We start from the raw sequence: 19,394 nt of genomic DNA, 5'->3' as shown, positions 1-19,394 counted from the left end.
GGCTGGAAATGAAGCGGGCCCCGGATGCGAAGCGCGTCCGGGGCCCGTGGTGTTTCAGGGGGAAAGCCTCACTCAGGGGACGGTGAGGATCTCCACGCCCGTGTCGGTGACGAGCAGGGTGTGCTCGAACTGGGCGCTGCGCATGCCGTCCGCGGTGACGACGGTCCAGTCGTCGTTCCACGTGCGGTGGTCCCAGTGGCCCTGGTTGATCATCGGCTCCACGGTGAAGACCATCCCGGGCTGCATGACGGTGGTGGCCTCCGGCTCGTAGTAGTGCGGAATCTGGAGCGCGGTGTGGAAGGTCTCGCCGATGCCGTGGCCGCAGTAGGCGCGCACCACGCTGGTGCCGTTCTTCACGGCGTGGGCCTCCACCGCGCGGCCAATGTCGCTGATGGGCTGGCCCGGCTTCACCGCGGCGACGCCGATGTCCAGGCACTCCTTCGCGATCTGGACCAGGCGCTGGTGCTGGGGCTCCACGTTGCCCACCAGGTACGTGGCCGAGCAATCGCCGTGGACGCCATCCAGGTAGATGGTGATGTCCAGGTTGACGATGTCGCCGTCCTCCAGCGCGCGGCTGTCGGGGATGCCGTGGCAGATGACCTCGTTGACGGAGGTGCAGAGCGACTTGGGGAACTTGTGGTAGTTCAGCGTGCTGGGGTAGCCGCCGCGCTTGAGGTAGGCCTCGTGCGCGATGGCGTCCAGCTCGTCCGTGGTGATGCCCACTCGCACGTGCTGCGCGGTCTCCACCAGCACCTGGGCGGCGGCCTGGCAGGCGCGGCGCATGCGCGCGATGACCTCCGGCGACTTCACGTCCGGCTCGTTGCGCGAGCGCGAGGGACGGCCGGCCACGGAGTCCGCGTAGTCCGGCCGGCCGATGGTGAGCGGCACCACGCGGCGGGGGCTGACGATGCCGGGGCGGATGCCCTTGCGGTTCGTGTCGCCGCCCTTCTTGCGGGCCTCCACGGTGTCCGCGCCACGGTGGCACTTCTTGTACTTGGAGCCACTGCCGCACCAGCAGGCGTCATTGGGCCCGGGGAGGACGGCGGGGGCGGTTCGGGGGGTGGCGGTGGTCATCGGGAGCCTCGGGAGCTTGTGTCGGTGTTGGCGGCGGCCTGGCGGGCGAGGGCCCAGCGGAGCATCTGGGGCTTGAGCCAGAGGCGCGGGCGCCCGGCGCCCAGGTCGAGCACCGGACGGGGCATGTCCGGATAGCGACGCAGGTACGTGCTGACGCTGTTGGGGTGGCGCAGGCGCAACAGGCCCGCCACCTCCTGGGCGTCAATCAGGTCCTTCGTGTTCACCAGGGGGCACATGGGGCGTGTCTATACCCATAGACACGCGGGGATGCACGGTTTCCTTCCCGGACCGGGCATGGCCGGGTGCCTGCCCGCCAGGGTCCTGCCTGCTTCCGGACACGACAAAGCCCCGGGCTCCATGAGGGCACCCGGGGCTTCGGGACGACAGACGACGTCAGCTGGGGAGGACTACTCCGCCCACCAGGTCTCGGTCATCACGCTGAAGCCATTCACGGTGTCCACGTAGATGTGGACGGTGTTGCGGCTCCAGGGGTCGTTCTCGTAGGTGATGATGCAGCCCTTGAAGGAGCGGCCCTGGGTCAGCGCGTCCAGGTTCGCGAAGCCCGCGTCACGGACCGTGGCGGAGATCTTGGTATCACCGCCGACGTAGTTGAAGGCGCGCTGGACCTCGGCACGCACCTCGGCGGCGTCGGCCAGGTTCGGGCGGATGGCGGCGCCGTAGGGGACGCTGGTGGGCTCCAGGCCGAAACACGTCTTGTCATCGCGGTAGTAGTGGCCGGCGGACGCGATGTTCCACCAGTCGAAGTGGCGCAGGGTCGTAGCGCCGTAGGAGCCGTTGCTGGGGACGGCGTTGATGGCGGTGAAGAGCGCTTCCAGGGGGCGGCTCAGGGTGGCGGAGTTGCGGATGTTGCGGAAGCTCACCTCACCGATGCCCGCCGTGTCGGCGATCTGCTGCGCGGTGGTGAAGGGGCGCGTGTTGAGCAGGTTGACGGCGCCGTTCCACGCGTCCGGCAGGACGTCGTGCAGCTCCGAGTCGTCGATGCTGTTCACCAGCGCGACGATGGCGGTCTGGTCGTCACGGGAGATGGCGATGCCATCCATGATGCCGACACAGTCCGCGTCGATGAAGTCCATCGTCCGGGCGCCGCCCTCCAGCTGCTTGAGCCGGGTCGGGCCAACGAGCGGCACGGAGGACAGGTCCGCCAGCGACGTGAACGGCGCGGTGGCGCGGCGGTTCACGATGTTGGTGACCACGTTGCTGGGCAGGTAGCGGTCGAGCAGTGAGTACGACGCCGTGTTCGCGAACTCGAGGATGCCGGAGCACTCGATGGCCACGTCGACGTTCGTCGTCGTGAGGATGGGGGCCTGCTGCTGCTGCTCGGCGGACGGGGTGGTGGAGCCGGACTCGGGGGTGGTTCCAGCTTCGGAACCGGCACCGCAACCCACGAGCATGCTCACGGCGAGAAGGGCTGAGCCAAGACGACGCATCAGGGACTCCTGAATGAGGGGGAGTGCTGCGATGAGACGCGGCTTAATACATCAAATCCGTCTGACACCACCGGCCGGATACGCGCCTTGTTCATGTCACATTTCAGTCACCGCCGACGTGTTCCGCTGGGAGCATTCCGCCCGGCTCCACGGGGCGAGACTTCCTGACGTAGGAACACACGGACCCAGGGTTGCCTCCGGCATCCGGCCCCGGGTGACCTTCCAGGTCTAGTGGACTTCATGCGACCCTGTGAGTCCATGGGTCAGGAAGGGTCACAGGTGTTCCCGGGGGCGCTCCAGCCCGGCGCGGTGGTGGGGCGCTGGCGCGTGCAGGGGACGCTGGGGGTAGGAGGGTACGGCGCGGTCTACCGGGTGGAGCCGCTGGACGCGCCGGGGCGGAGCTTCGCGCTCAAGCTGTCGCTGCATCCGGACCCGGCCCGGGCGCTGCGGGAGATGGCGCTGCTGTTGGACCGGGCGTGGCATCCGAACGTGGTGCGGGTGCATGCCACGGGGCGGTGGCCGGATCCGGTGGAGGGGCTGCCGTACTTCGTCATGGACTGCGTGGAGGGGATGTCGCTCCACCTCTGGACGGAGACGGTCAACCCCACGTTCCGGCAGGTGGCGATGGTGGGGGGCTCGGTGGCGATGACGCTGGGGGTGCTGCATGCGCGAGGCGTGCTGCACCGCGACCTGAAGCCGGAGCACATCCTGATCCGCGCGAGGGAGCAGGTGCCGGTGCTCATCGACTTCGGGGCCGGGGACCAGACGGGGGCCGCGACGCTCACGACCACCACCCTGCCCCCGGGGACGCTGCACCTGCGCAGTCCGGAGGCCATCCGCTTCCAGCAGCGCCACTGGAGACAGCCGGAGCTGCGCTATCCGTACCAGGAGGCGGATGACCTGTATGCCCTGGGCGTGTGCATGTACCGGGCTGTCACGGGGCACTACCCGTTCCCGCCGGAGCAGGAACCGGAGCTGCTGGCGGTGGCCATCACGGAGCGGCTGCCGCCGTCGCCCCGGGACATCAACCCCCAGGTGCCGGAGCCCCTGTCGAAGGCCATCCTGCGGCTCCTGGAGAAGGAGCCGGAGCAGCGGCCGCGCACGGGGGAGGCGGCGCACTCGGAGCTGATGCGGGGGCTGCTCTCCGGGGGCGCGGCGGCGTTCGAGGCGCACCTGTTCGATGAGATTCCGGGCACACCGAATCAGATCCGCCGTCCGGCGTGGCCCGCGCAGCCGTACCTGAGGCCCGCGCCAAGGCCTCGGCCTGCTCCCGAACCGGTGGCCCCGCGCCGGTTCCCGCCCTGGGGGTGGGTGGGAGTGGCGGTATGCCTGGGATTGCTGCTGGCGGGACCCCGGACCTGGGAGGTCCTGCTTCGGGGCTGGACTCGACATACAACCCCAGAGGTCCCAGAGAGTGTTTCCGCCCCTGTTGGTCATAAACTGGCAAACCAACCGGACCGCCCGCACAGTGTTCCCGTCGTCGCCCCCGTGGCGGCGCAGAAAGAGGAACACGCTCCCGTGACGATAAAGCCCCCTGCCCCACCGTCTCCGAAACCCGGCCGTGCGCTCAAGGCCGCGACGATTGCGACCTGCATGGCGGGCATGGCCTGCGCCAGCGCTCCCCTGGTGGACCGGCCCACGCCTCCCGCCGAGGACTGTCCGGCGGATGCGTGGGCAGCCATGCAGGCGCTCAGGGTTGGCAGCATCCAGTGGTCCGCCAGATTTGACCCGAATACGCGCTCCGACTTCGTCACCGTCCGAGAGGGGCGTGCCGCTGTGTATACGCACGGCGGCGAGGGACGCGTGAGGGGCGGTTCCATGCTGACGGGTACGCTCTACGTCGGCTCCAAACGCGTCTACGGCCGTTTCACCCAACTGCGCCAGAACAAGACAGGTGAAACATTTCCCGTCTGTATCGAGCTCTGGTTCTTGTCCGACCGCACGCGGGGCGTTCCTCGCAGCGAAGGGGGAGACGAGAACACCGCCATTGTTCCCAACATGATGTCCGTGCGGGGAGTGATTCGATACGACGAATAGGAAGGCCCGTGCTCCTGTTCCTGCTTCCGTTCCTGGCAGCCGCGGATGGAGGGGTGTCCAACGATGACGCAGCCATTCCGCCTCCAGAGCAGGTCTGTGCTGACGTGGGTCTGTCGGCGATGCTCGCCGAGACGAGCCTGGATCAAAGGGGAGTCCAGACGTTGGAACTGAAGGGCCCCGAAACGGGTTTCTCGGGCGCGGAGTTCCAGTTCATGAGCTTCCGCTCCGCACGCCGGGTCGCGGTGCAACTGAGGTTCTCCGGGCGGACGCCCCTGTCTGGCAAAGCCGCCAAGGCGAGCCTCAGCGGTCCGAATCATCAAACCCTGAGGGTCGTGGAAGTGCTCGACGTGGTTCCCGAGTCTGGAACCGAGGCCACCCAGATCATCGTGGAAGCCGAAGCGCAGGCCCATGAAGCTCGCGGCGTCTACACGCTGGAGATCCAGGACGCGGAGGGCACGCGGCTACTCGTCCTGCCAGGGGTGCGGTTTCCGTCCATCTGAGCAACCCACGCGGGTCACGGCTCGACGGCCGCATAGGCCACTGTTTCCTCGAACGCCATGACGACGTTCATGGATTGAAGCCCCATCCGAAGCCTCAGTGAGAGGACGCGAAGGCGGAACCACGGGCAGAGGCCGCCCGCCGGAGGCGCTTCCCAGAAACCTGTCCGACTGTCGGACAGGTTTTCGCCGCCCGGGGCCCGAGCCCGTGAACCTGTCCGACTGTCGGACAGGTTTTCGCCGTCCGGGGCCGGAGGGCGCCCTCCTCCGTCAGGTGACGCGGACGGAAGGTGGGCCCACACGTCCATGTCAGACCCCTGTGGTTGGATGGCGATGCTGGGACGAGGAGGGGAATGGGGATGGGACGAGGCGGACTCGTGGCTTATGTGGAGGCGCAGCTCGAGCGCGATATCGCGCTCGGACGGGTGCATCCGAGCGGGCAGTTCGGCCCGGAAGCGAAGCTGGCGCGTCGCTTCAACGTGTGCCGGGGCACCCTCCGCGAAGCGCTGCGGCGACTGGCGGCACGAGGCCTGGTGGTGCAGCACCCTGGCCGCAGGACGCGCGCGGTGGCCATGGATGAGTCGCTGACGCTGGAGAACCTGGGGCTGGCGATGCATGACATGCGTTCGCCGAACGCACGGTGGCTCTTGGCGGGCTACTTCAGCCTCAGGCGGCAGGTATTGGTGGAGCTTCTGGCCGACTGCTGCGCGAAGGCCTCGGACCTCGACTTGGACCGGCTGAGGTACACGTGCTTCCAGCTCCAGGACGCGGCGCGCTGGGAGGATGGAACCTACTGCGCACAGGTGGAATTCGAGTTGTTACGGTTGGCGGCCCGGGTGGCGGATCGTCCCGGGCATGTGCTTCTCGTTCAGTCCCTGCATCGGGCCTTCCTGGGAGGAGCGGCCCGGCTACAGCCCTTCATGGGTGGCGAGGCGCTGCGTGAGTGGGCCCTCTGCGCCATGAGAGTTGTATCTGAGCGCGATACCCAGGCCCTCCAGCACGAGCTACCGGCGTTGCTCAAGGCGTGCGACGAGCGCGTGCTGAACGCCGTCGCCCCTGCTCCAAAGGAACCTGTGTCTCCCTCTCCCGAAGGCCACCACGAGCCAGCCACCAGGGACACCGAGGTGCTTGAGGTCTCTGCTCGCCCCGATGAGAAGGCCACCCCCGTGGAGTCCGACAGCGGGATGTCGCTGATTCCAGCGCTCCCGGAGCGCGTCCCATCCGAATCCGGTGGGACGTGCGCCGAGGCCGTGATGGGCACGGTCTTGGGAGGCGTGTCCGATGGTCGGGCAGGTTCTGGCGCCTCGTGTCCGGAGGATGGCCTCCAGCCCGAGGCCCCACCCGCTAGCAACCGTGAACGCACTCATGGGGTGAATCATCCAAGGGAGGGCGGACTGCTTCACGTGGGCCGGTGGGCTTCGCGCCTCTGGCGGTTGATTGCCCACTCCCTGGGTCTCCCTGCTTCGTGAGCGACGACGGTCCTACGGTTCCGCTGTCGGCGGGCTTCTGGCTACGGGCGCAGAAGCCCATCGACAGTGCCAGTTGCTCCGTGCGGTTCACGTCGTCCAGCACCTGCGCGAGCTTCTCGCGGACGGCCGCGGGGGCGTCCGGTCCCAGGAACAGCCGTAGCGTCGGGGAGCCTGCGTCCACTGCGTCCACGATGGCCTTCGCGGCCTTCACGGGGTCCCCGGGCTGCGTGCCGGCGGACTGCGCCACCCAGGCGCGCATGGGGCCCAGCGACTCCGCGTAGGCCGCCAGCTCTGGCATCGGCCGGTACGATGGGCCCAGCAGCTTCGTGCGGAACATGCCCGGATCCACGATGAGCACCTTCACTCCGAATGGCGCGACCTCCTTCGCCAGCGACTCGGACAGGCCCTCCAGCGCGTGCTTCGCCGCGCCGTACGCACCCGCGCCCGGGTATGAGACCAGCCCGGACACGCTCGATAGCTGCACGAGGGTGCCCGTCCTCCGCTCCCGCATGTGCGGCAGCACCGCTCGCGTCATCGCGACCGCTCCGAAGAACAGCGGCTCGAATGCCGCTCGCAGCTCCGCGTCGCTCGTCTCCTCCACCGCTCCGAACAACGTGTAGCCCGCGTTGTTCACCAGCACGTCGATGGCCCCGAAGCGCTTCAGCGCCGCGGTGACGGACTCCTGCACCTGCTCCGCCTTCGTCACGTCCAGCCGGACCGCGAGCACCCGGTCCGGGGCCCTCGCCACCAGGTCCTCCAACGTGCGCGTGTCTCGCGCCGTCGCGACCACGCGCTCCCCCCTGGCGATGACCTCCTCCACGATGTTCCGGCCAAACCCAGACGACGACCCCGTGACGAACCAGACCTTGCCCTGTGCGTTCATGACTGCCTCCGTGGCCCATGAAGTACGCCCCGGGCCTCCGCTCCGAAACGCGTCGTCTCTGGATGCACTTTGTAGCTACGCTAAGGAATGCGCGACGACCTCTCCGGCCTCATGGCGTTCCTCGCGGTGGCTCGCAGGCGCAGCTTCACCGCCGCCGCGTCGGAGCTCGGGGTCACTCCTTCCGCGGTGAGCCAGAGCCTCCGGGCACTGGAAGTACGCGTGGGCGTGCGGCTCCTCCAACGAACCACCCGCAGCGTGGGACTCACCGAGGCCGGCTCGCGCTTCCTCTCGCGGCTCGAACCCGCGATGCACGGCGTGCAGGACGCCTTCGAGTCCCTGGGCGAGCTTCGCGACCGGCCCGCGGGGCTGCTGCGCCTGACCCTGCCCCGCTACGGCTACCAGGAGGTGCTTGGGCCCCGCCTCGCGGAGTTCCTCACCGCCCATCCCGACATCCGCGTGGACATCCATCTGGAAGACGCGCTCGTGGACATCGTCCAGCAGGGCTTCGACGCGGGTTTCCGCGTCGGTGAGCTCGTGGACCGCGAGATGATCGCCATCCCCGTGAGCGGCGACATCGTCATGCACGTGGTGGGCTCGCCCGCGTACTTCGCCAACCGCAGCAAGCCGAAGCACCCTCGCGACCTGCGCGACCACGACTGCATCAACTACCGCAGCCGGACCACCAGCGGGCTCCTCCGCTGGGGGCTGAGCGACGGCGCAAAGCGCATCGAGGTCGCCGTCGAGGGCCGCGTGGTGTTCGATGACGCGGAGCTGGTGCTGGACGCCGCCGTCGCCGGGCTGGGGCTCGCCTATGTCCCGGAGAGCCGCGTCCGGAAGCTGCTCGCGGAGAAGCAGCTCGTGCGTGTGCTCGAACCGTACTCCGCCACCCTCCCCGGCTTCTTCCTCTACTACCCGAGCCGCATCCAGGTGGCGCCCAAGCTCAAGGCGCTCATCGATTTCTTCAAGCTGAAGCGGCGGCGCTGATCACGCTTGGCGGTGTCAGCCACGGGGCCGCCAGTGCTTCGGCATCCTCCAGCCACCGCAGGCGCCGGACATCCTCCGGGAACGGCGCCACCGTGCTCAGGGGGAGCGCGTCGTACGTGCGCCCGTCCAGCACGCGCCCGGCCGCCGCCTTGCGCTTGCCGCCCCACTGCTTGAAGAAGAAGGCCACGCCCGCCGCGTCACACTGCTCGCGCACCGAGCGCAGCCACTCCGGGTCCAGCGGCCTCGCCTTCGCGCCGCTCTCGCCTCCGACAATCACGCCGTCGATGCCGGTGAAGTCCACCGGGCCCAGGTCCTCCAAGAGCGGCTCGATGGACAGGAAGCGCACCCGCGCGGGCGCCGCTTGCAGGTGCTTCACTCGCGGCAGGCCGTACTTGCGGTCCTCCACGCTCACTCCCCACCAGACGTTCGGCAGCCTCGCCGCGAACGCGAGCCGCGTGGACAACAGCCGCTGCATCCGCTCCGCGCGCTTCGTCAGCACCTGGAACGTGTGCCAGTCCGCCAGCGCCATCACCCGCGCCACCGTCTCGATGTACGCCTCCGGGACGTCGTCCAGGAACAGGTCGCTCATCGAGTTCACGAACACGCGCTTGGAGGCCTTCCAGCGCAGCGGCTCGGCGAGCTTCCCCGGAATCAGCTTCAGGTCGAAGCCCTGCTCATACGGGTGCCCCGGCACGCCCCGGAACCGCTCCGCGAACGTCTCCGCGTAGCAGTGCTTGCACCCCGGGCTCAGCCTCACGCAGCCGCGCACCGGGTTCCACGTCGCATCCGTCCACTCGATCTTGGAGTTGTCAGCCATGGCGTCCGGAGGGAACACCCGGCCCGCCTGCCTCCATCCCCTACTTCGCGGGAGGCGGCTCCACGGGCAGCGTCTGCGCCCGCTTCTCCACGGCGCGCAGCGTGTCCACCACCGCGTCGTTCTGCCCCAGGCTTGCCAGGAACCCGGGGACGGAACCCGCGGGGTCCACCGTGAACTTGTAGACGACCCAGGACCTGCCCTCGCCCTTCGGCTCCACCGTCCAGCTGCCCTCGTTCAGCCGCAGGCGCACCACGTCCCGCCGGGCGGGGAACGCGTCTGGCTCCGCCTTCCAGCGCTGCTGGTACACGCCCGTCCCGTCCGGCGCGACCTTCGACTCCGTCACCACGTGGCAGATGTAGTCGCGCGAGGACACCACCGGCAGGTCCAGCCGCGTGTACGTGAGCCGCCCGCCGTCGTCCGTGGGCCGCACCACCCGCGACTCCTTCACGTACGGCATGAAGAGCCGGTACGAGCCCTGGTCCTCCAGCACCGTCTGGATTTGCAGGGCGCTCGCCTTGAGCTCCCCTTCCGCCCAGATGTCCTTCGCCTTCGTCCCCGGGCGGGGCCGCACCTTGATCACGAAGGGCGTCTTCGCCACCGTCTCCCACTCCTCCGCCCCCGCAACGCCCGCCGCCAGCACCACCGCCAGGGCCAGGCCCCAGCGCCGCGTCATTCCCGACATGTGTCTGCCCTTTGGTTCCGCGCGTGCCCGGCCCTTCGCGGCGCTTGCGTCACCTGTATCCCATTTTCCCGACACCCGGACGCCCCGGGCCTGCCCACGGGGCGACTCGGGCACACGGGCCGCTCGACTTTGCGAGCAAGCCTTGGCAAGCCTTGCTCCCATGGCTCCTCACTTCTCCGGTCCCCCACCCGAACGCGGTCTGTTCTGCAACCGCACCCTCAACATGCGCGCCATCAAGGCCGTGGGCTACGACATGGACTACACGCTCATCCACTACCGCGTGGAAGCGTGGGAACGCCGTGCCTACGAATACATTCGCGACCGTCTGGTGGAGCAGGGCTGGCCCGTGGCCGACCTGACCTTCGACCCGATGCTCGCCATCCGCGGCCTCATCATCGACACCGCCAAGGGCAACCTGCTCAAGGCCAACCGCTTCGGCTTCGTGAAGAAGGCCCTGCACGGCAGCCGCCCCATGGACTTCGAGTCCCAGCGCGAGGCCTATACCCGCACCGTCATCGACCTGGCGGACCGGCGCTGGGTGTTCCTCAACACCCTGTTCTCCCTCTCCGAGGCCTGCATCTACGCGCAGCTCGTGGACCGCCTGGACGCCGGACAGCTTCCCGGCCCCATGGGCTACGCGGACCTCTACGAGCACGTGCGCAAGAACCTGGACGCCACGCACATGCAGGGGCGCCTCAAGGCGGAAATCATCGCGGACCCCGAACGCTACGTCATCGACGACCCGGAGACGCCGCTCGCGCTGCTGGACCAGAAGAACGCCGGCAAGAAGGTGCTGCTCATCACCAACAGCGAGTGGGCCTACACCGAGCCCATGATGCACTTCGCCTTCGACCGGCACCTGCCCGAGGGCATGACCTGGCGCCAGCTCTTCGACGTGGTCATCGTCAGCGCGCGCAAGCCCGAGTTCTTCACCACGCGCTCCACCCTCTTCGAGGTGGTGGAAGCCAACGGCGAGGCGCTGCTGCGGCCGCACTCCGGGCCGCTCGACAAGTCCAAGCCCTACTTCGGCGGCAGCGCGCTGGAGCTGGAGCGGCACCTGGGCCTGTCCGGCGACGAAATCCTCTACGTGGGCGACCACATGTTCGGCGACGTGCACGTCAGCAAGAACGTGCTGCGCTGGCGCACCGCGCTCATCCTGCGCGAGCTGGAGGACGAGGTGCGCGCCATCGCCGCCTTCCGCGCCACCGAGGTGCGCATTGGCGAGCGCATGCTCAAGAAGGAGCGCCTGGAGGCGGAGAGCTGCCAGGTGCGCCTGGATCTCCAGCGGCGGCGCCACCAGTACGGCCCCCGCTCGGACGTCGCGGAGGGCGAGCTGGTGACGCGGCTCACGGAGCTGCGCGCGGAGCTGGAGGCGCTGGACGCGGAGCTGGGCCCCATGGCCCGCGCGGCCGGTGAGCTGTCCAACCCGCACTGGGGCCTGCTCACCCGCGCCGGCAACGACAAGAGCCACCTGGCGCGGCAGGTGGAGCGCTACGCGGACATCTACACGTCGCGCGTGAGCAACTTCCTCTTCGCCACGCCGTTCGTCTACCTGCGCAGCCCGCGCGGCAGCCTCCCGCACGACCCCAGCATCCCTGGCGGCACCCCGGTGTTCACCACCGGGGACGGCGCGGGCAGCGGCCCCGCGGAGTAGCGCCAGGGCCCCAAGGCGCCTCGCGACTACTGCGTGAGGCGCCAGAGGGCCTGCAGGTCCGCGGGCAGGTTGCTGGCCACCTTGTCCGCCTCGCCTTCCGAAATCTGGTCCTGGAAGGCGCGCAGCACCGCGCGGACCACCAGCTCCGCCTGGTCCACCGGCATCTGGAGGTCCTCCGCCACGGACGCCATCAGCTCCTCGCGACCGAAGCGGTGGGGGTGCCGGGGGCGCTCCTCCGGCGGCGGCAGGAACTCCACCAGCAGCCTGGGCAGCTGGGACTCCAGATTCCGCGCTCCGTTGGGCATGAGCCTGCGCTCCAGCGCGCTCAGCACCGACACGGCGGCGGACTCCGCGAGCGCGGGAGGCAGGGCACTCAAGTCGCAGACGTGGTGGATGAACGCCGCGTAGGTGGCGCGCACGTGGGCTTCGTGCCGCCGCGCGTGGCGTTCCTGCTTCTCGGTTTCGGTTTCATGGGCCTGGGCCATGGGCACACCTTGGGCGAAGGGGGACGGGACCTCCTGGAAGGTGGGCACCGGAACGCCGGTCCGCGCCCGGCAGGCAGGCGGGCCCCACCCCCTGGCGCCCCACCCCCGCCCGGCCGCCGGGGGAATCCCCTGGAAATGCCAGGGGTTACTGAACATGTGTCCAGACCTCCGAATGGAGCGGGACCTGGCGACCCGGCGCGTGGACCGGCCATGTCAGACCCCTCCCGTAGAAATGATCGCGTGAGCCACTCGACCCCGCCATCGTCTCCGTCGCGAGTCCTGGAGCAGCGCAACCTCCTGGGAGGCCTGGACCTCCTGCCCGTGATGGGCCGGGGCAACCGCAAGCGCGCGCGTCAGTTCCACGTCCCCACGGAGCGCAAGCTCGGGTTCGCCGCCGCGCTGGCGCTGGTGGTGGAGCACGGACGGGAGAAGGCCCGGGAGACGGGCACCACGTCCATGACGCGCTGCCCGCGCTGCAACCACGTGGGGCCCACGGAGCAGGACTTCGGCTTCCGCATCATGAGCCAGGGCCAGCGCCGTCCGCAGTCCTGGTGCCGGGGCTGCCGCGGCCAGCACCTGGAGCCGGTGAACGCCTCCCAGCCCCGCCCCGAGGACGGCTGGCTGTTCCCGCCGGAGACCACCTCGAAGCCCAAGGCGAAGGCGGCCAAGTCCAGCAAGCCCAAGGCGAAGAAGCGCGCCCGCCGCGACAACGAAGACCTGACCTGACCTGAGCCGCGGCGGCCGTCCGGGTGTGATTCCCGCCTGGGGTTGAGCGCCGCTCGTGCGCCCCCTGTCATCCCGCGCCACCGGGCGCCCGCGCCTCGCATGCTCACAGGGCGGCCCCTGTCCCGCCCGTCGCCAGGGATGGCAACACCCCGCATGGGTCCCTACCTCAGCTCAAAGGAGGACTTTCATGTCCGTGCGGACCCGAGTGGCAGGCATCAAGAACAAGCGACGCGTGGATCCCCATGCGGCCCAGCCGAGCGTGCAGGCCAGCAAAGGGCGCAAGACCCTGGCCCATGACGACGCGGCGGCGCTGCTGCGACAGAAGGAGTTGAAGCGCGTGACGCTGGGCCCCGCCGCTGGCGACCACGGCCCCAAGCGCAACAACCGGGGCACGGGGCTCCGGGGGCGCAAGAAGGCGCCCAGCCAGATCCACATCAAGCGCGCGGGTGGCCCGCGGGAGCGCTCCCGGTTGCACGGGGGCTGACGGCACGCTTCAGCCACGGAAATGACGACGCCCCGCGTGGGAGACGGTCAGGACCGTCTTCCACCGCGGGGCGCGGTGCGTCTGGGTGCTGTCAGCGCCGGTCAGTAGCCGACGTAGCCGCTGCCGCTGTTCAGGCCCTTGATGCCGGGGACGTTGGACACGGAGCCGTAGCGCTCGATGGAGTAGCGGACGCCGGCGATGATGTTGTCCACCGGGTTGCGGATGTTGTCGTGGCCCGGGAGCTTGTACGCGTCGAACGTCGGCTGGATGGTCTGCATCAGGCCGATGGACGGCGTGCCCTTCTGGGCGTTGGAGTCCCAGTTGTTGATGGCGTTCGGGTTCCCGCTGGACTCGTGCTGGATGATCTTCGCGATGTCCTGGGGGTTCATCTTCTCCACCGGGACGCCGTTGGCCTTGAGGATGTCCATGGCCTGCTTGATCCAATCACCCACCTGGCCCGGGGGCACGTCACCCACCGCCTGCGCGCCCTGCGCCTGCTGCGCGCCGCCCGTCAGGTCCGGCCCCTTGGAGACACCCTGAGCCTGGAAGTCATCCTTGCTGCCCGGGATGTTGAGCTTCGCATCCGCGTAGATGAGGTCCTTGTTCGTGATGTTCGGGTTCGCCTTCACCAGCGAATCCACATCCGTGTTGAAGCGCTTGGCCAGCGCGCCCAGCGTGTCGCCCGACTTGATCTTGTAGTCCATGGGGGGAGGGACCTTTGCGATTGCCGAAAACGTCGATGCCTGATTCTCGGAGTTTGATTCGCGGAGTTTCGCCTACATTTGCGGTTCTGTAGGCGCTTTCACGCAGAGTCACGCCGGGAACCGACCTCGTGGAATCCTGCGGTGGGACTGTCGCCAGAACAGCCCCAGCAGGACGGCGAGTGTAGCGCCCAAGCCACCGGGGCCGCTGCCACACCCGCATTTGACGTCGGGCCGGTCCAGGTCCGGTGTCAGCGGGTCGACGGTGGCCTCGCAGGGGGTGAAGCAGCGGCAGGCGTCGTCGCCGTCCACCTCCAGCCGGGCGCACACGCCCGGGGCGCCGCAAGCGGCGTCCTTCGTACAGGCCTCGCCGTAGGTCCCGGCCTGGAGCGCGGGCAGGAGGCACCGGGCAGGGGCGTCCCCGGCGGTGACGCACTGCAGGCCCGCGGGGCAGTCCGCGTCGCTCGCGCAGGACTCCTCACAGAGGACCTTCAGGGGGAGCGTCCCTGGAGGCGAGGGAGGTGGGGCCTCCTCCAGGAAGGGGCGGAGGAAGTCCTCCAGCGCGTCCACCCGCAGCTGGACCGCCTCCGTCCGGCAGGCCACGTCACCGCTGACGGTGAGACCCAGGAGCACCTCGTTCCCCGCCGGGCCCCCCAGGACCGGGCCTCCGCTGTCCCCCACGCAGGTCATGGCCGGGGCGGGGCCGGCCTGGAAGGCGCTGCCGGTGACGCCCGTCACCTGGAGCTGGCCCTGCCGCCGCTGGCCCGCGGGCCGGGCCGCGTCCTTCGTGTCCCCGTAGCCCACCGCCCGCACCGGGTCTCCCGGCGCCACCGGGGCGTCCCCCGCCTGGGGGAGCCGGAGGGGCGGGACGTCCGTCACGGGCACCGCCAGCCGCAGGAGCGCGGCGTCCCAGGTGTGCGTGGCCGGGACGAACTCCGGGTGGGCCACCGCCCGGGTGACCCGCACGAACCGCCCGCCGGGCCCGGGCTCCGGGAGCAGGGTGGGGCCCAGGAAGACCTCGTAGGGGCCCGCCTCCCCGAAGACGGCCAGGCAGTGCGCCGCCGTCAGCACCACGTCCGGGGCGATGAGGGCGCCCGAGCAGAGGAGCACCGGCGCCTCCCCTCCGCAGCGGGTGCGCCGGGCCACCAGCGCCACCGCCGCCGTGTCCCCGGGGGCGTCCGTCCCCTGGACCAGGGCCTGGCCCGGGCCGCCGCCAGGCCCGGGGGCCCCCGGAGGCCCGGAGTCCACCGGGCCACAGGAGGGCAGGCAGGCGAGCACCAGCCAGGTCCCGAGCGCAACCACCCTCGGGGGTGGGCATCCTGTCCTATCCCGGGCGGACGCGGTGGACCGTTTCACCATGGGGCGCATCATAGGCAACAGGGGGTCATGGGAATGGGGGGTGCCCCGCGTTACCTTGCCCCTGGGGGTCGTGAACCGGATAGAGTCCGTTGCACGTCTCCCTGCCCCGAGGGGCTGAAGGCTTGTCTGCCTGCCTTCTCCGCCGGAGGGGACTGCCACATTGAGTGGCCCGCCACATCTTCACGGGTGGTGGGTCTGCAACCCTTTTTGGAGGATGTTCACATCATTCGCGAACAGAGAAACAGCAGCCGGGGTCCCAACAGGGACCAGAGAACCAACCGCCGCATCCGCGCGCGGGAAGTCCGTGTCGTGGGCTCCGACGGTTCGCAGCTCGGAGTCATGACCATCGAGGCGGCGCTGGAAAAGGCCCGCTCCGAGTCGCTCGACCTGGTCGAAGTCAGCCCGATGGCCAAGCCGCCGGTCTGCAAGATCATGGACTACGGCAAGTTCAAGTACGAGGAGAAGAAGAAGGCCTCGGACGCGAAGCGCACGCAGGTGGTCATCCAGCTCAAGGAAGTGAAGCTCCGTCCCAAGACGGAGGAGCACGACTACGAGTTCAAGGTGCGCAACACCCGCCGGTTCATCGAAGAGGGCAACAAGGCCAAGGTCGTCATCCAGTTCCGCGGGCGTGAAATCACGCACAAGGAGTTGGGCAGCGCCATCCTCGATGACGTCATCAAGGACCTGAAGGACGTGGCGGTGGCGGAGCAGCTGCCGCGCATGGAAGGCCGGCAGATGTACATGATCCTGGCCCCCACGCCGAAGGTCGCGCAGAAGGCGCGTGAGCAGGCGCGGCAGGCCGCGGCGGCCGCTCGCAAGTCCCCGCCTCCTGGCACCGGCAAGAAGCCCCAGGCGGCCGGTGCTCCGGGTGCGGACGGTGCCTCCACGGCCCCGGTCGAATCCGACGGCGCCAGCGAAGCTGGCGACGATACGCCGGACGAAGCGCCGGACGCCGCGCCCGCGACGACGTAGTCGTCCGCAGGCCTCCCGCGTCTCCCCTCACCGGGAGACGCGCACACGGGCGGTGCCCCCTGGGATGCGTCCCGGGGAGACCGCCCGCGTTCGTCTTCGCGGCCGTGACGCCGGACTGCCCTGCTAGCCGGGCAGGACCCGGGTGCGTCGGCGCCGGCCCCACTCCATCAGGATGAACGTCACGCCCACCGCGAGCATCGCGCTGGCACCGCCACACCCGGCGGCCATCGCCTGCTGGGAGGGGCTCGTCATGGCGCTCGCCAGAGCGCCGGGGTCCGGCGGGGGCTCGAACCCGGAGCCGCCGGTGGCGGTGAACCGCTCGCCGTCCTGGTCCTCATTCGCCGGGGCCTGCTTCGCCGCCACGGTCTGGGACTTGAGCGACGACGCGCTGGTGGAGAAGAAGGACAGCCGGTAGCTGGAGCCGGAGGACGGCTCGATGCCGAAGAAGCACACCAGCGGCACGCCCGAGGGCAGCACGTCCGGCGCCGCCGGGTAGCCCGCGAAGCCGGACACCGACGCGAGCTCCTTGCCCGCGCCCGGCTTGCCGCTGGAGGACAGCGCGCGGACCCACAGCCGGTAGCCCGTGCCGTCGCTCCGGGGCTGGTTGTAGAAGAGGTACAGGCTGCTGCCCGCGCGCACGAGCGCCGGCTGCGTGGCCCAGTCCCCGTCCTCCAGCACCTTCACCGCGGAGCCGAAGGCGTTGCCGTCGAAGCGGCGGTAGAGCAGCCGTTCGGAGTTGTCCTTGTAGACCAGGTGCAGGCCGCCCTTCCCGTCCGCCACCGCGCTCATCGCGGCCCCGTGGTAGATGCCGTCGGAGAAGGCGGTGCGTGTGGAGGACCAGCTGGACACGGACGCGCTGTCATCGCGAATGCGGTAGTGCGTGGTGTCGCGCCCGTCGTGCGAGCTCCACAGCATCATCAGCCGGCTGCCCAGGCTGATGAGCCGCCCGCCTCCGCGCTTCGGGATGTCTCGCGCGAGCGAGGACTGGGTGCGGAAGGTGGAGCCACCGTCGCTGCTCACGGAGATGACGAGCGTGTTGCTCGCGTCCTTCTCCCGGAAGAAGGCCTGCACCCAGAGCCGGCCCTTGGAGTCGCGCGCCAGCTCCGCGCGGTAGTACGCGGTGCTGGAGCTGGTGGAGTCGAAGACGCGCACGGCCTTGTCCGGGAGCCAGTGGTTCTTGGACGCGCTGTAGCGCCACCACTGGAAGTACACGTCGCGGGACGTGGAGCCGCTGATGCCCGCGCTGTCCGGCGTCTCCACCGCGTAGACGAGCGCCACGTCCTTGCCCACCACCACCAGGTCCGCGCGGTCATAGGTGGAGCCGTCGTGGATGATGCCCTCCTGCTTCCAGGTGCTGCCGCCGTTGTCGCTGCGGAACAGCCGCAGGCCATGCCCGTCCTGTCCGCCCTGCTGCACGGCCGCGAGCAGCACGGAGCCCTCGCTGCGGGACACGCGCACGATGTGCCGGTGCGCGGGCAACGTCAGCGCATTGCCTCCCCGCACCGGGATGGCCGAGGGTGGCGTCGCCGCCGTCATGCCCGCGAGCAGTAGTCCTGTGAGTGCCGCCCAACCCATTCCCACCCCTTCCGTTGGATTCCCCGCCGGGAAATTGGTGGGGAGGGAGGGACGAAAGAAGGTGGGAAAAAGGGTCGCCGCCTGCCCGCCTGCCCTCCGACGGGGCGATGGCTGTGTCGTGGGCTGGACGCCTCAGCCGCGCGCCGCGGCCCTGCCGCCGATGTGCTCGCCCGCGTCCGGACGCAGCCGGCGGAAGAGCGGCCCGGCCAGCGACGACACGAAGCCGATGGCGAGGAACGGCAGGAGGAAGCGGTCCGGCGTGAGGCGCACGTCGCCGCCGCCGCGCGCCACGTGCAGCATCAGGCCGCCGAAGCTGATGCCCACGCTCAGCGCCATCTGCTGCGTCACCACCGCGATGGTGGAGGCGTTGCTCACCGACTCCCTGGGGAGGTCCGCGTAGGCCATCGTGTTGGTGGCGGTGAACTGCAGGGAGCGCATGAAGCCGCTGAACACCAGCGTGCCGATGATGAACGGGATGGGCGTGGTGACGCCGAAGAAGGCGGGCACGGCCGTTACCGCGGCGGTGACCAGGTTGGAGGCGATGAGCGTCTGACGGAAGCCCACGCGGCGGATGAGCGCGGGCGCCACCGGCTTGCACGCGAAGGCGCCCAGCCCCGTCCCGATGGTGACGAGCCCCGCCTCCAGCGGCCCCCAGCCCAGGGCCACCTGGAAGAGCAGCGGCAGCAGGAAGGGCGTCGCGCCCAGGCCGATGCGCACCAGCGCGCCGCCCATCATGCTGGCGCGGAAGGTGTCCACCCGGAACAGGCGCAGGTTGAGCACCGGGCGCGGCGTGCGCAGCGCGTGCCGCACGTAGGCCACCAGCGCCCCCACCGCCACCAGCGTGATGCCCGCCTGCACGGGCCACGGCACCAGGCCGATGCCCACCGTCTCCGCCGCGCCCATCAGCGCGGTGATGGCGACCACGGCGATGGCGAAGCCCTTCGTGTCGAAGGGGCCGGGGTCCGGCTGCTTCAGCGGGGGCACGAAGCGCGCCACGGCCCACATGCCCAACAGGCCCACCGGCACGTTGATGAAGAAGATCCACGGCCAGTCCGCGACGCCCAGGATGAGGCCCGCGAGCGGCGGTCCCAAGAGCGGCCCCATCAGTGCGGGCATGGTGAACCAGCTCATCGCGGACACCAGCTTCTCGCGCGGCGCCGAGTTCACGACGATGAGCCGGCCCACGGGCGTCATCAGCGCGCCGCCCAGGCCCTGGACCGTGCGGAAGACGACGAGCTGCGCGAGCGTCTGGGAGAAGCCACACAACACGGAGCCCGCGAGGAACACGACCATGGCGGTCATGAAGACGCGGCGCGGACCGAAGCGGTCGGCGATCCACCCGCTCGCGGGCGCGAGCACCGCCAGGGCCAGGATGTACGACGTCAGCGCGAGCTTGAGGTGGACGGGGTCGGTGCCGAACGCCACGGACAGCGTGGGCAGCGCGGTCGACAGCGCCGTGGAGTCCAGGAACTCCATGAACAGCGCGCTGGCCACCGCGATGGATGCCAGCCGGGAGCCTCGGGTGGAGGGGGTGCTGGAAGGCGCGG

The 19,394-nt window shown here is 69.8% G+C and carries 18 protein-coding genes and 1 pseudogene; 8 read left to right on the top strand and 11 right to left on the bottom strand.

Annotated elements, in window-relative coordinates; all coding sequences use genetic code 11:
* Positions 1 to 72: 72 nt before the first annotated feature.
* From map to D7X30_RS33165, 3 genes are all read right to left on the bottom strand, one after another.
* The gene (map, locus tag D7X30_RS33175) at positions 73 to 1,074 is read right to left on the bottom strand and encodes a type I methionyl aminopeptidase (RefSeq protein WP_120566973.1); all 1,002 of its coding nucleotides are present in this window, start codon (positions 1,072 to 1,074) and stop codon (positions 73 to 75) included.
* A complete protein-coding gene (locus tag D7X30_RS33170) occupies positions 1,071 to 1,310 on the bottom strand; it encodes a hypothetical protein (RefSeq protein WP_120566972.1) in 240 nt (79 codons plus the stop codon). Before D7X30_RS33170 ends, map begins: the two co-directional genes overlap by 4 nt.
* A 171-nt stretch (positions 1,311 to 1,481) precedes the next feature.
* Positions 1,482 to 2,522, bottom strand: a complete 1,041-nt coding sequence (locus tag D7X30_RS33165) for a helix-hairpin-helix domain-containing protein (protein WP_120566971.1) — start codon at positions 2,520 to 2,522, stop codon at positions 1,482 to 1,484.
* Positions 2,523 to 2,780: 258 nt separating this feature from the next.
* Between D7X30_RS33165 and D7X30_RS33160 the strand changes: the two genes are divergently transcribed.
* From D7X30_RS33160 to D7X30_RS33150, 3 genes are all read left to right on the top strand, one after another.
* Positions 2,781 to 4,559 (top strand): serine/threonine-protein kinase, encoded by a 1,779-nt coding sequence (locus D7X30_RS33160; RefSeq protein WP_158619426.1) that lies wholly within the window; start codon positions 2,781 to 2,783, stop codon positions 4,557 to 4,559.
* 8 nt (positions 4,560 to 4,567) lie between these two features.
* Positions 4,568 to 5,059 carry a DUF2381 family protein gene (locus D7X30_RS33155; RefSeq protein WP_120566969.1) on the top strand — a complete coding sequence of 164 codons (492 nt, stop codon included), beginning with the start codon at positions 4,568 to 4,570 and terminating at the stop codon, positions 5,057 to 5,059.
* A 350-nt stretch (positions 5,060 to 5,409) separates the two neighbouring features.
* Positions 5,410 to 6,525, top strand: a complete 1,116-nt coding sequence (locus tag D7X30_RS33150) for a FadR/GntR family transcriptional regulator (RefSeq protein WP_199724621.1) — start codon at positions 5,410 to 5,412, stop codon at positions 6,523 to 6,525.
* A gap of 70 nt (positions 6,526 to 6,595) precedes the next feature.
* Here D7X30_RS33150 and D7X30_RS33145 read toward each other — a convergent pair.
* Positions 6,596 to 7,408, bottom strand: a pseudogene (locus tag D7X30_RS33145) (oxidoreductase); the annotation flags it as partial.
* Between the two features lie 87 nt (positions 7,409 to 7,495).
* Between D7X30_RS33145 and D7X30_RS33140 the strand changes: the two are divergent.
* On the top strand, positions 7,496 to 8,392 hold the full coding sequence (locus tag D7X30_RS33140) for a LysR family transcriptional regulator (protein WP_120566968.1): 897 nt from the start codon (positions 7,496 to 7,498) through the stop codon (positions 8,390 to 8,392).
* Here D7X30_RS33140 and D7X30_RS33135 read toward each other — a convergent pair.
* Positions 8,370 to 9,209: a DUF5131 family protein gene (locus tag D7X30_RS33135; RefSeq protein ID WP_120567014.1), complete on the bottom strand. Its 840-nt coding sequence runs from the start codon at positions 9,207 to 9,209 to the stop codon at positions 8,370 to 8,372. The genes D7X30_RS33140 and D7X30_RS33135 overlap by 23 nt on opposite strands.
* Before the next feature lie 40 nt (positions 9,210 to 9,249).
* Entirely contained in the window at positions 9,250 to 9,891 is a 642-nt protein-coding gene (locus D7X30_RS33130; protein ID WP_120566967.1) for an SRPBCC family protein, read from the bottom strand.
* A 160-nt stretch (positions 9,892 to 10,051) separates the two neighbouring features.
* On the opposite strand from D7X30_RS33130, the gene D7X30_RS33125 reads away from it, so the two are divergent.
* The gene (locus tag D7X30_RS33125; protein WP_120566966.1) at positions 10,052 to 11,545 is read left to right on the top strand and encodes an HAD-IG family 5'-nucleotidase; all 1,494 of its coding nucleotides are present in this window, start codon (positions 10,052 to 10,054) and stop codon (positions 11,543 to 11,545) included.
* A gap of 26 nt (positions 11,546 to 11,571) precedes the next feature.
* On the opposite strand, the gene D7X30_RS33120 is transcribed toward D7X30_RS33125, so the two are convergent.
* Entirely contained in the window at positions 11,572 to 12,030 is a 459-nt protein-coding gene (locus D7X30_RS33120) for a DUF2267 domain-containing protein (RefSeq protein WP_121718214.1), read from the bottom strand.
* A 210-nt stretch (positions 12,031 to 12,240) separates the two neighbouring features.
* Here D7X30_RS33120 and D7X30_RS33115 point away from each other — a divergent pair, with 210 nt between their 5' ends.
* Entirely contained in the window at positions 12,241 to 12,756 is a 516-nt protein-coding gene (locus D7X30_RS33115; protein WP_120566964.1) for a hypothetical protein, read from the top strand.
* Positions 12,757 to 12,943: 187 nt separating this feature from the next.
* Positions 12,944 to 13,240, top strand: a complete 297-nt coding sequence (locus D7X30_RS33110) for a hypothetical protein (RefSeq protein ID WP_120566963.1) — start codon at positions 12,944 to 12,946, stop codon at positions 13,238 to 13,240.
* A 101-nt stretch (positions 13,241 to 13,341) separates the two neighbouring features.
* Here the strand turns inward: D7X30_RS33110 and D7X30_RS43190 are convergent, their stop codons facing one another.
* Positions 13,342 to 13,944: a transglycosylase SLT domain-containing protein gene (locus D7X30_RS43190; protein ID WP_120566962.1), complete on the bottom strand. Its 603-nt coding sequence runs from the start codon at positions 13,942 to 13,944 to the stop codon at positions 13,342 to 13,344.
* Positions 13,945 to 14,052: 108 nt separating this feature from the next.
* Positions 14,053 to 15,243 carry a trypsin-like serine protease gene (locus tag D7X30_RS33100; protein ID WP_233591938.1) on the bottom strand — a complete coding sequence of 397 codons (1,191 nt, stop codon included), beginning with the start codon at positions 15,241 to 15,243 and terminating at the stop codon, positions 14,053 to 14,055.
* Between the two features lie 279 nt (positions 15,244 to 15,522).
* On the opposite strand from D7X30_RS33100, the gene infC reads away from it, so the two are divergent.
* On the top strand, positions 15,523 to 16,272 hold the full coding sequence (infC, locus tag D7X30_RS33095) for a translation initiation factor IF-3 (protein ID WP_120567012.1): 750 nt from the start codon (positions 15,523 to 15,525) through the stop codon (positions 16,270 to 16,272).
* A 123-nt stretch (positions 16,273 to 16,395) separates the two neighbouring features.
* Here infC and D7X30_RS33090 read toward each other — a convergent pair whose 3' ends face one another.
* Positions 16,396 to 17,847, bottom strand: coding sequence for a sialidase family protein (locus D7X30_RS33090; RefSeq protein WP_147443379.1), 1,452 nt, complete (start codon positions 17,845 to 17,847; stop codon positions 16,396 to 16,398).
* 132 nt (positions 17,848 to 17,979) lie between these two features.
* Positions 17,980 to 19,341, bottom strand: a complete 1,362-nt coding sequence (locus D7X30_RS33085; protein WP_199724624.1) for a DHA2 family efflux MFS transporter permease subunit — start codon at positions 19,339 to 19,341, stop codon at positions 17,980 to 17,982.
* Positions 19,342 to 19,394 lie beyond the last annotated feature (53 nt).

The sequence above is a fragment of the Corallococcus sp. AB011P genome, assembly GCF_003611605.1.
Lineage (GTDB): Bacteria > Myxococcota > Myxococcia > Myxococcales > Myxococcaceae > Corallococcus > Corallococcus coralloides.
This window is presented reverse-complemented; position numbering and strand designations above follow the sequence as displayed.

Bases quoted from the DNA above. Each gene is read 5' to 3' on its own strand.
- map (WP_120566973.1), bottom strand. From the start codon at position 1,074: ATGACCACCGCCACCCCCCGAACCGCCCCCGCCGTCCTCCCCGGGCCC.
- D7X30_RS33170 (WP_120566972.1), bottom strand. From the start codon at position 1,310: ATGTGCCCCCTGGTGAACACGAAGGACCTGATTGACGCCCAGGAGGTG.
- D7X30_RS33165 (WP_120566971.1), bottom strand. From the start codon at position 2,522: ATGCGTCGTCTTGGCTCAGCCCTTCTCGCCGTGAGCATGCTCGTGGGT.
- D7X30_RS33160 (WP_158619426.1), top strand. From the start codon at position 2,781: ATGGGTCAGGAAGGGTCACAGGTGTTCCCGGGGGCGCTCCAGCCCGGC.
- D7X30_RS33150 (WP_199724621.1), top strand. From the start codon at position 5,410: ATGGGGATGGGACGAGGCGGACTCGTGGCTTATGTGGAGGCGCAGCTC.
- D7X30_RS33140 (WP_120566968.1), top strand. From the start codon at position 7,496: ATGCGCGACGACCTCTCCGGCCTCATGGCGTTCCTCGCGGTGGCTCGC.
- D7X30_RS33135 (WP_120567014.1), bottom strand. From the start codon at position 9,209: ATGGCTGACAACTCCAAGATCGAGTGGACGGATGCGACGTGGAACCCG.
- D7X30_RS33130 (WP_120566967.1), bottom strand. From the start codon at position 9,891: ATGTCGGGAATGACGCGGCGCTGGGGCCTGGCCCTGGCGGTGGTGCTG.
- D7X30_RS33125 (WP_120566966.1), top strand. From the start codon at position 10,052: ATGGCTCCTCACTTCTCCGGTCCCCCACCCGAACGCGGTCTGTTCTGC.
- D7X30_RS33120 (WP_121718214.1), bottom strand. From the start codon at position 12,030: ATGGCCCAGGCCCATGAAACCGAAACCGAGAAGCAGGAACGCCACGCG.
- D7X30_RS33115 (WP_120566964.1), top strand. From the start codon at position 12,241: ATGTCAGACCCCTCCCGTAGAAATGATCGCGTGAGCCACTCGACCCCG.
- D7X30_RS33110 (WP_120566963.1), top strand. From the start codon at position 12,944: ATGTCCGTGCGGACCCGAGTGGCAGGCATCAAGAACAAGCGACGCGTG.
- D7X30_RS43190 (WP_120566962.1), bottom strand. From the start codon at position 13,944: ATGGACTACAAGATCAAGTCGGGCGACACGCTGGGCGCGCTGGCCAAG.
- D7X30_RS33090 (WP_147443379.1), bottom strand. From the start codon at position 17,847: ATGGGTTGGGCGGCACTCACAGGACTACTGCTCGCGGGCATGACGGCG.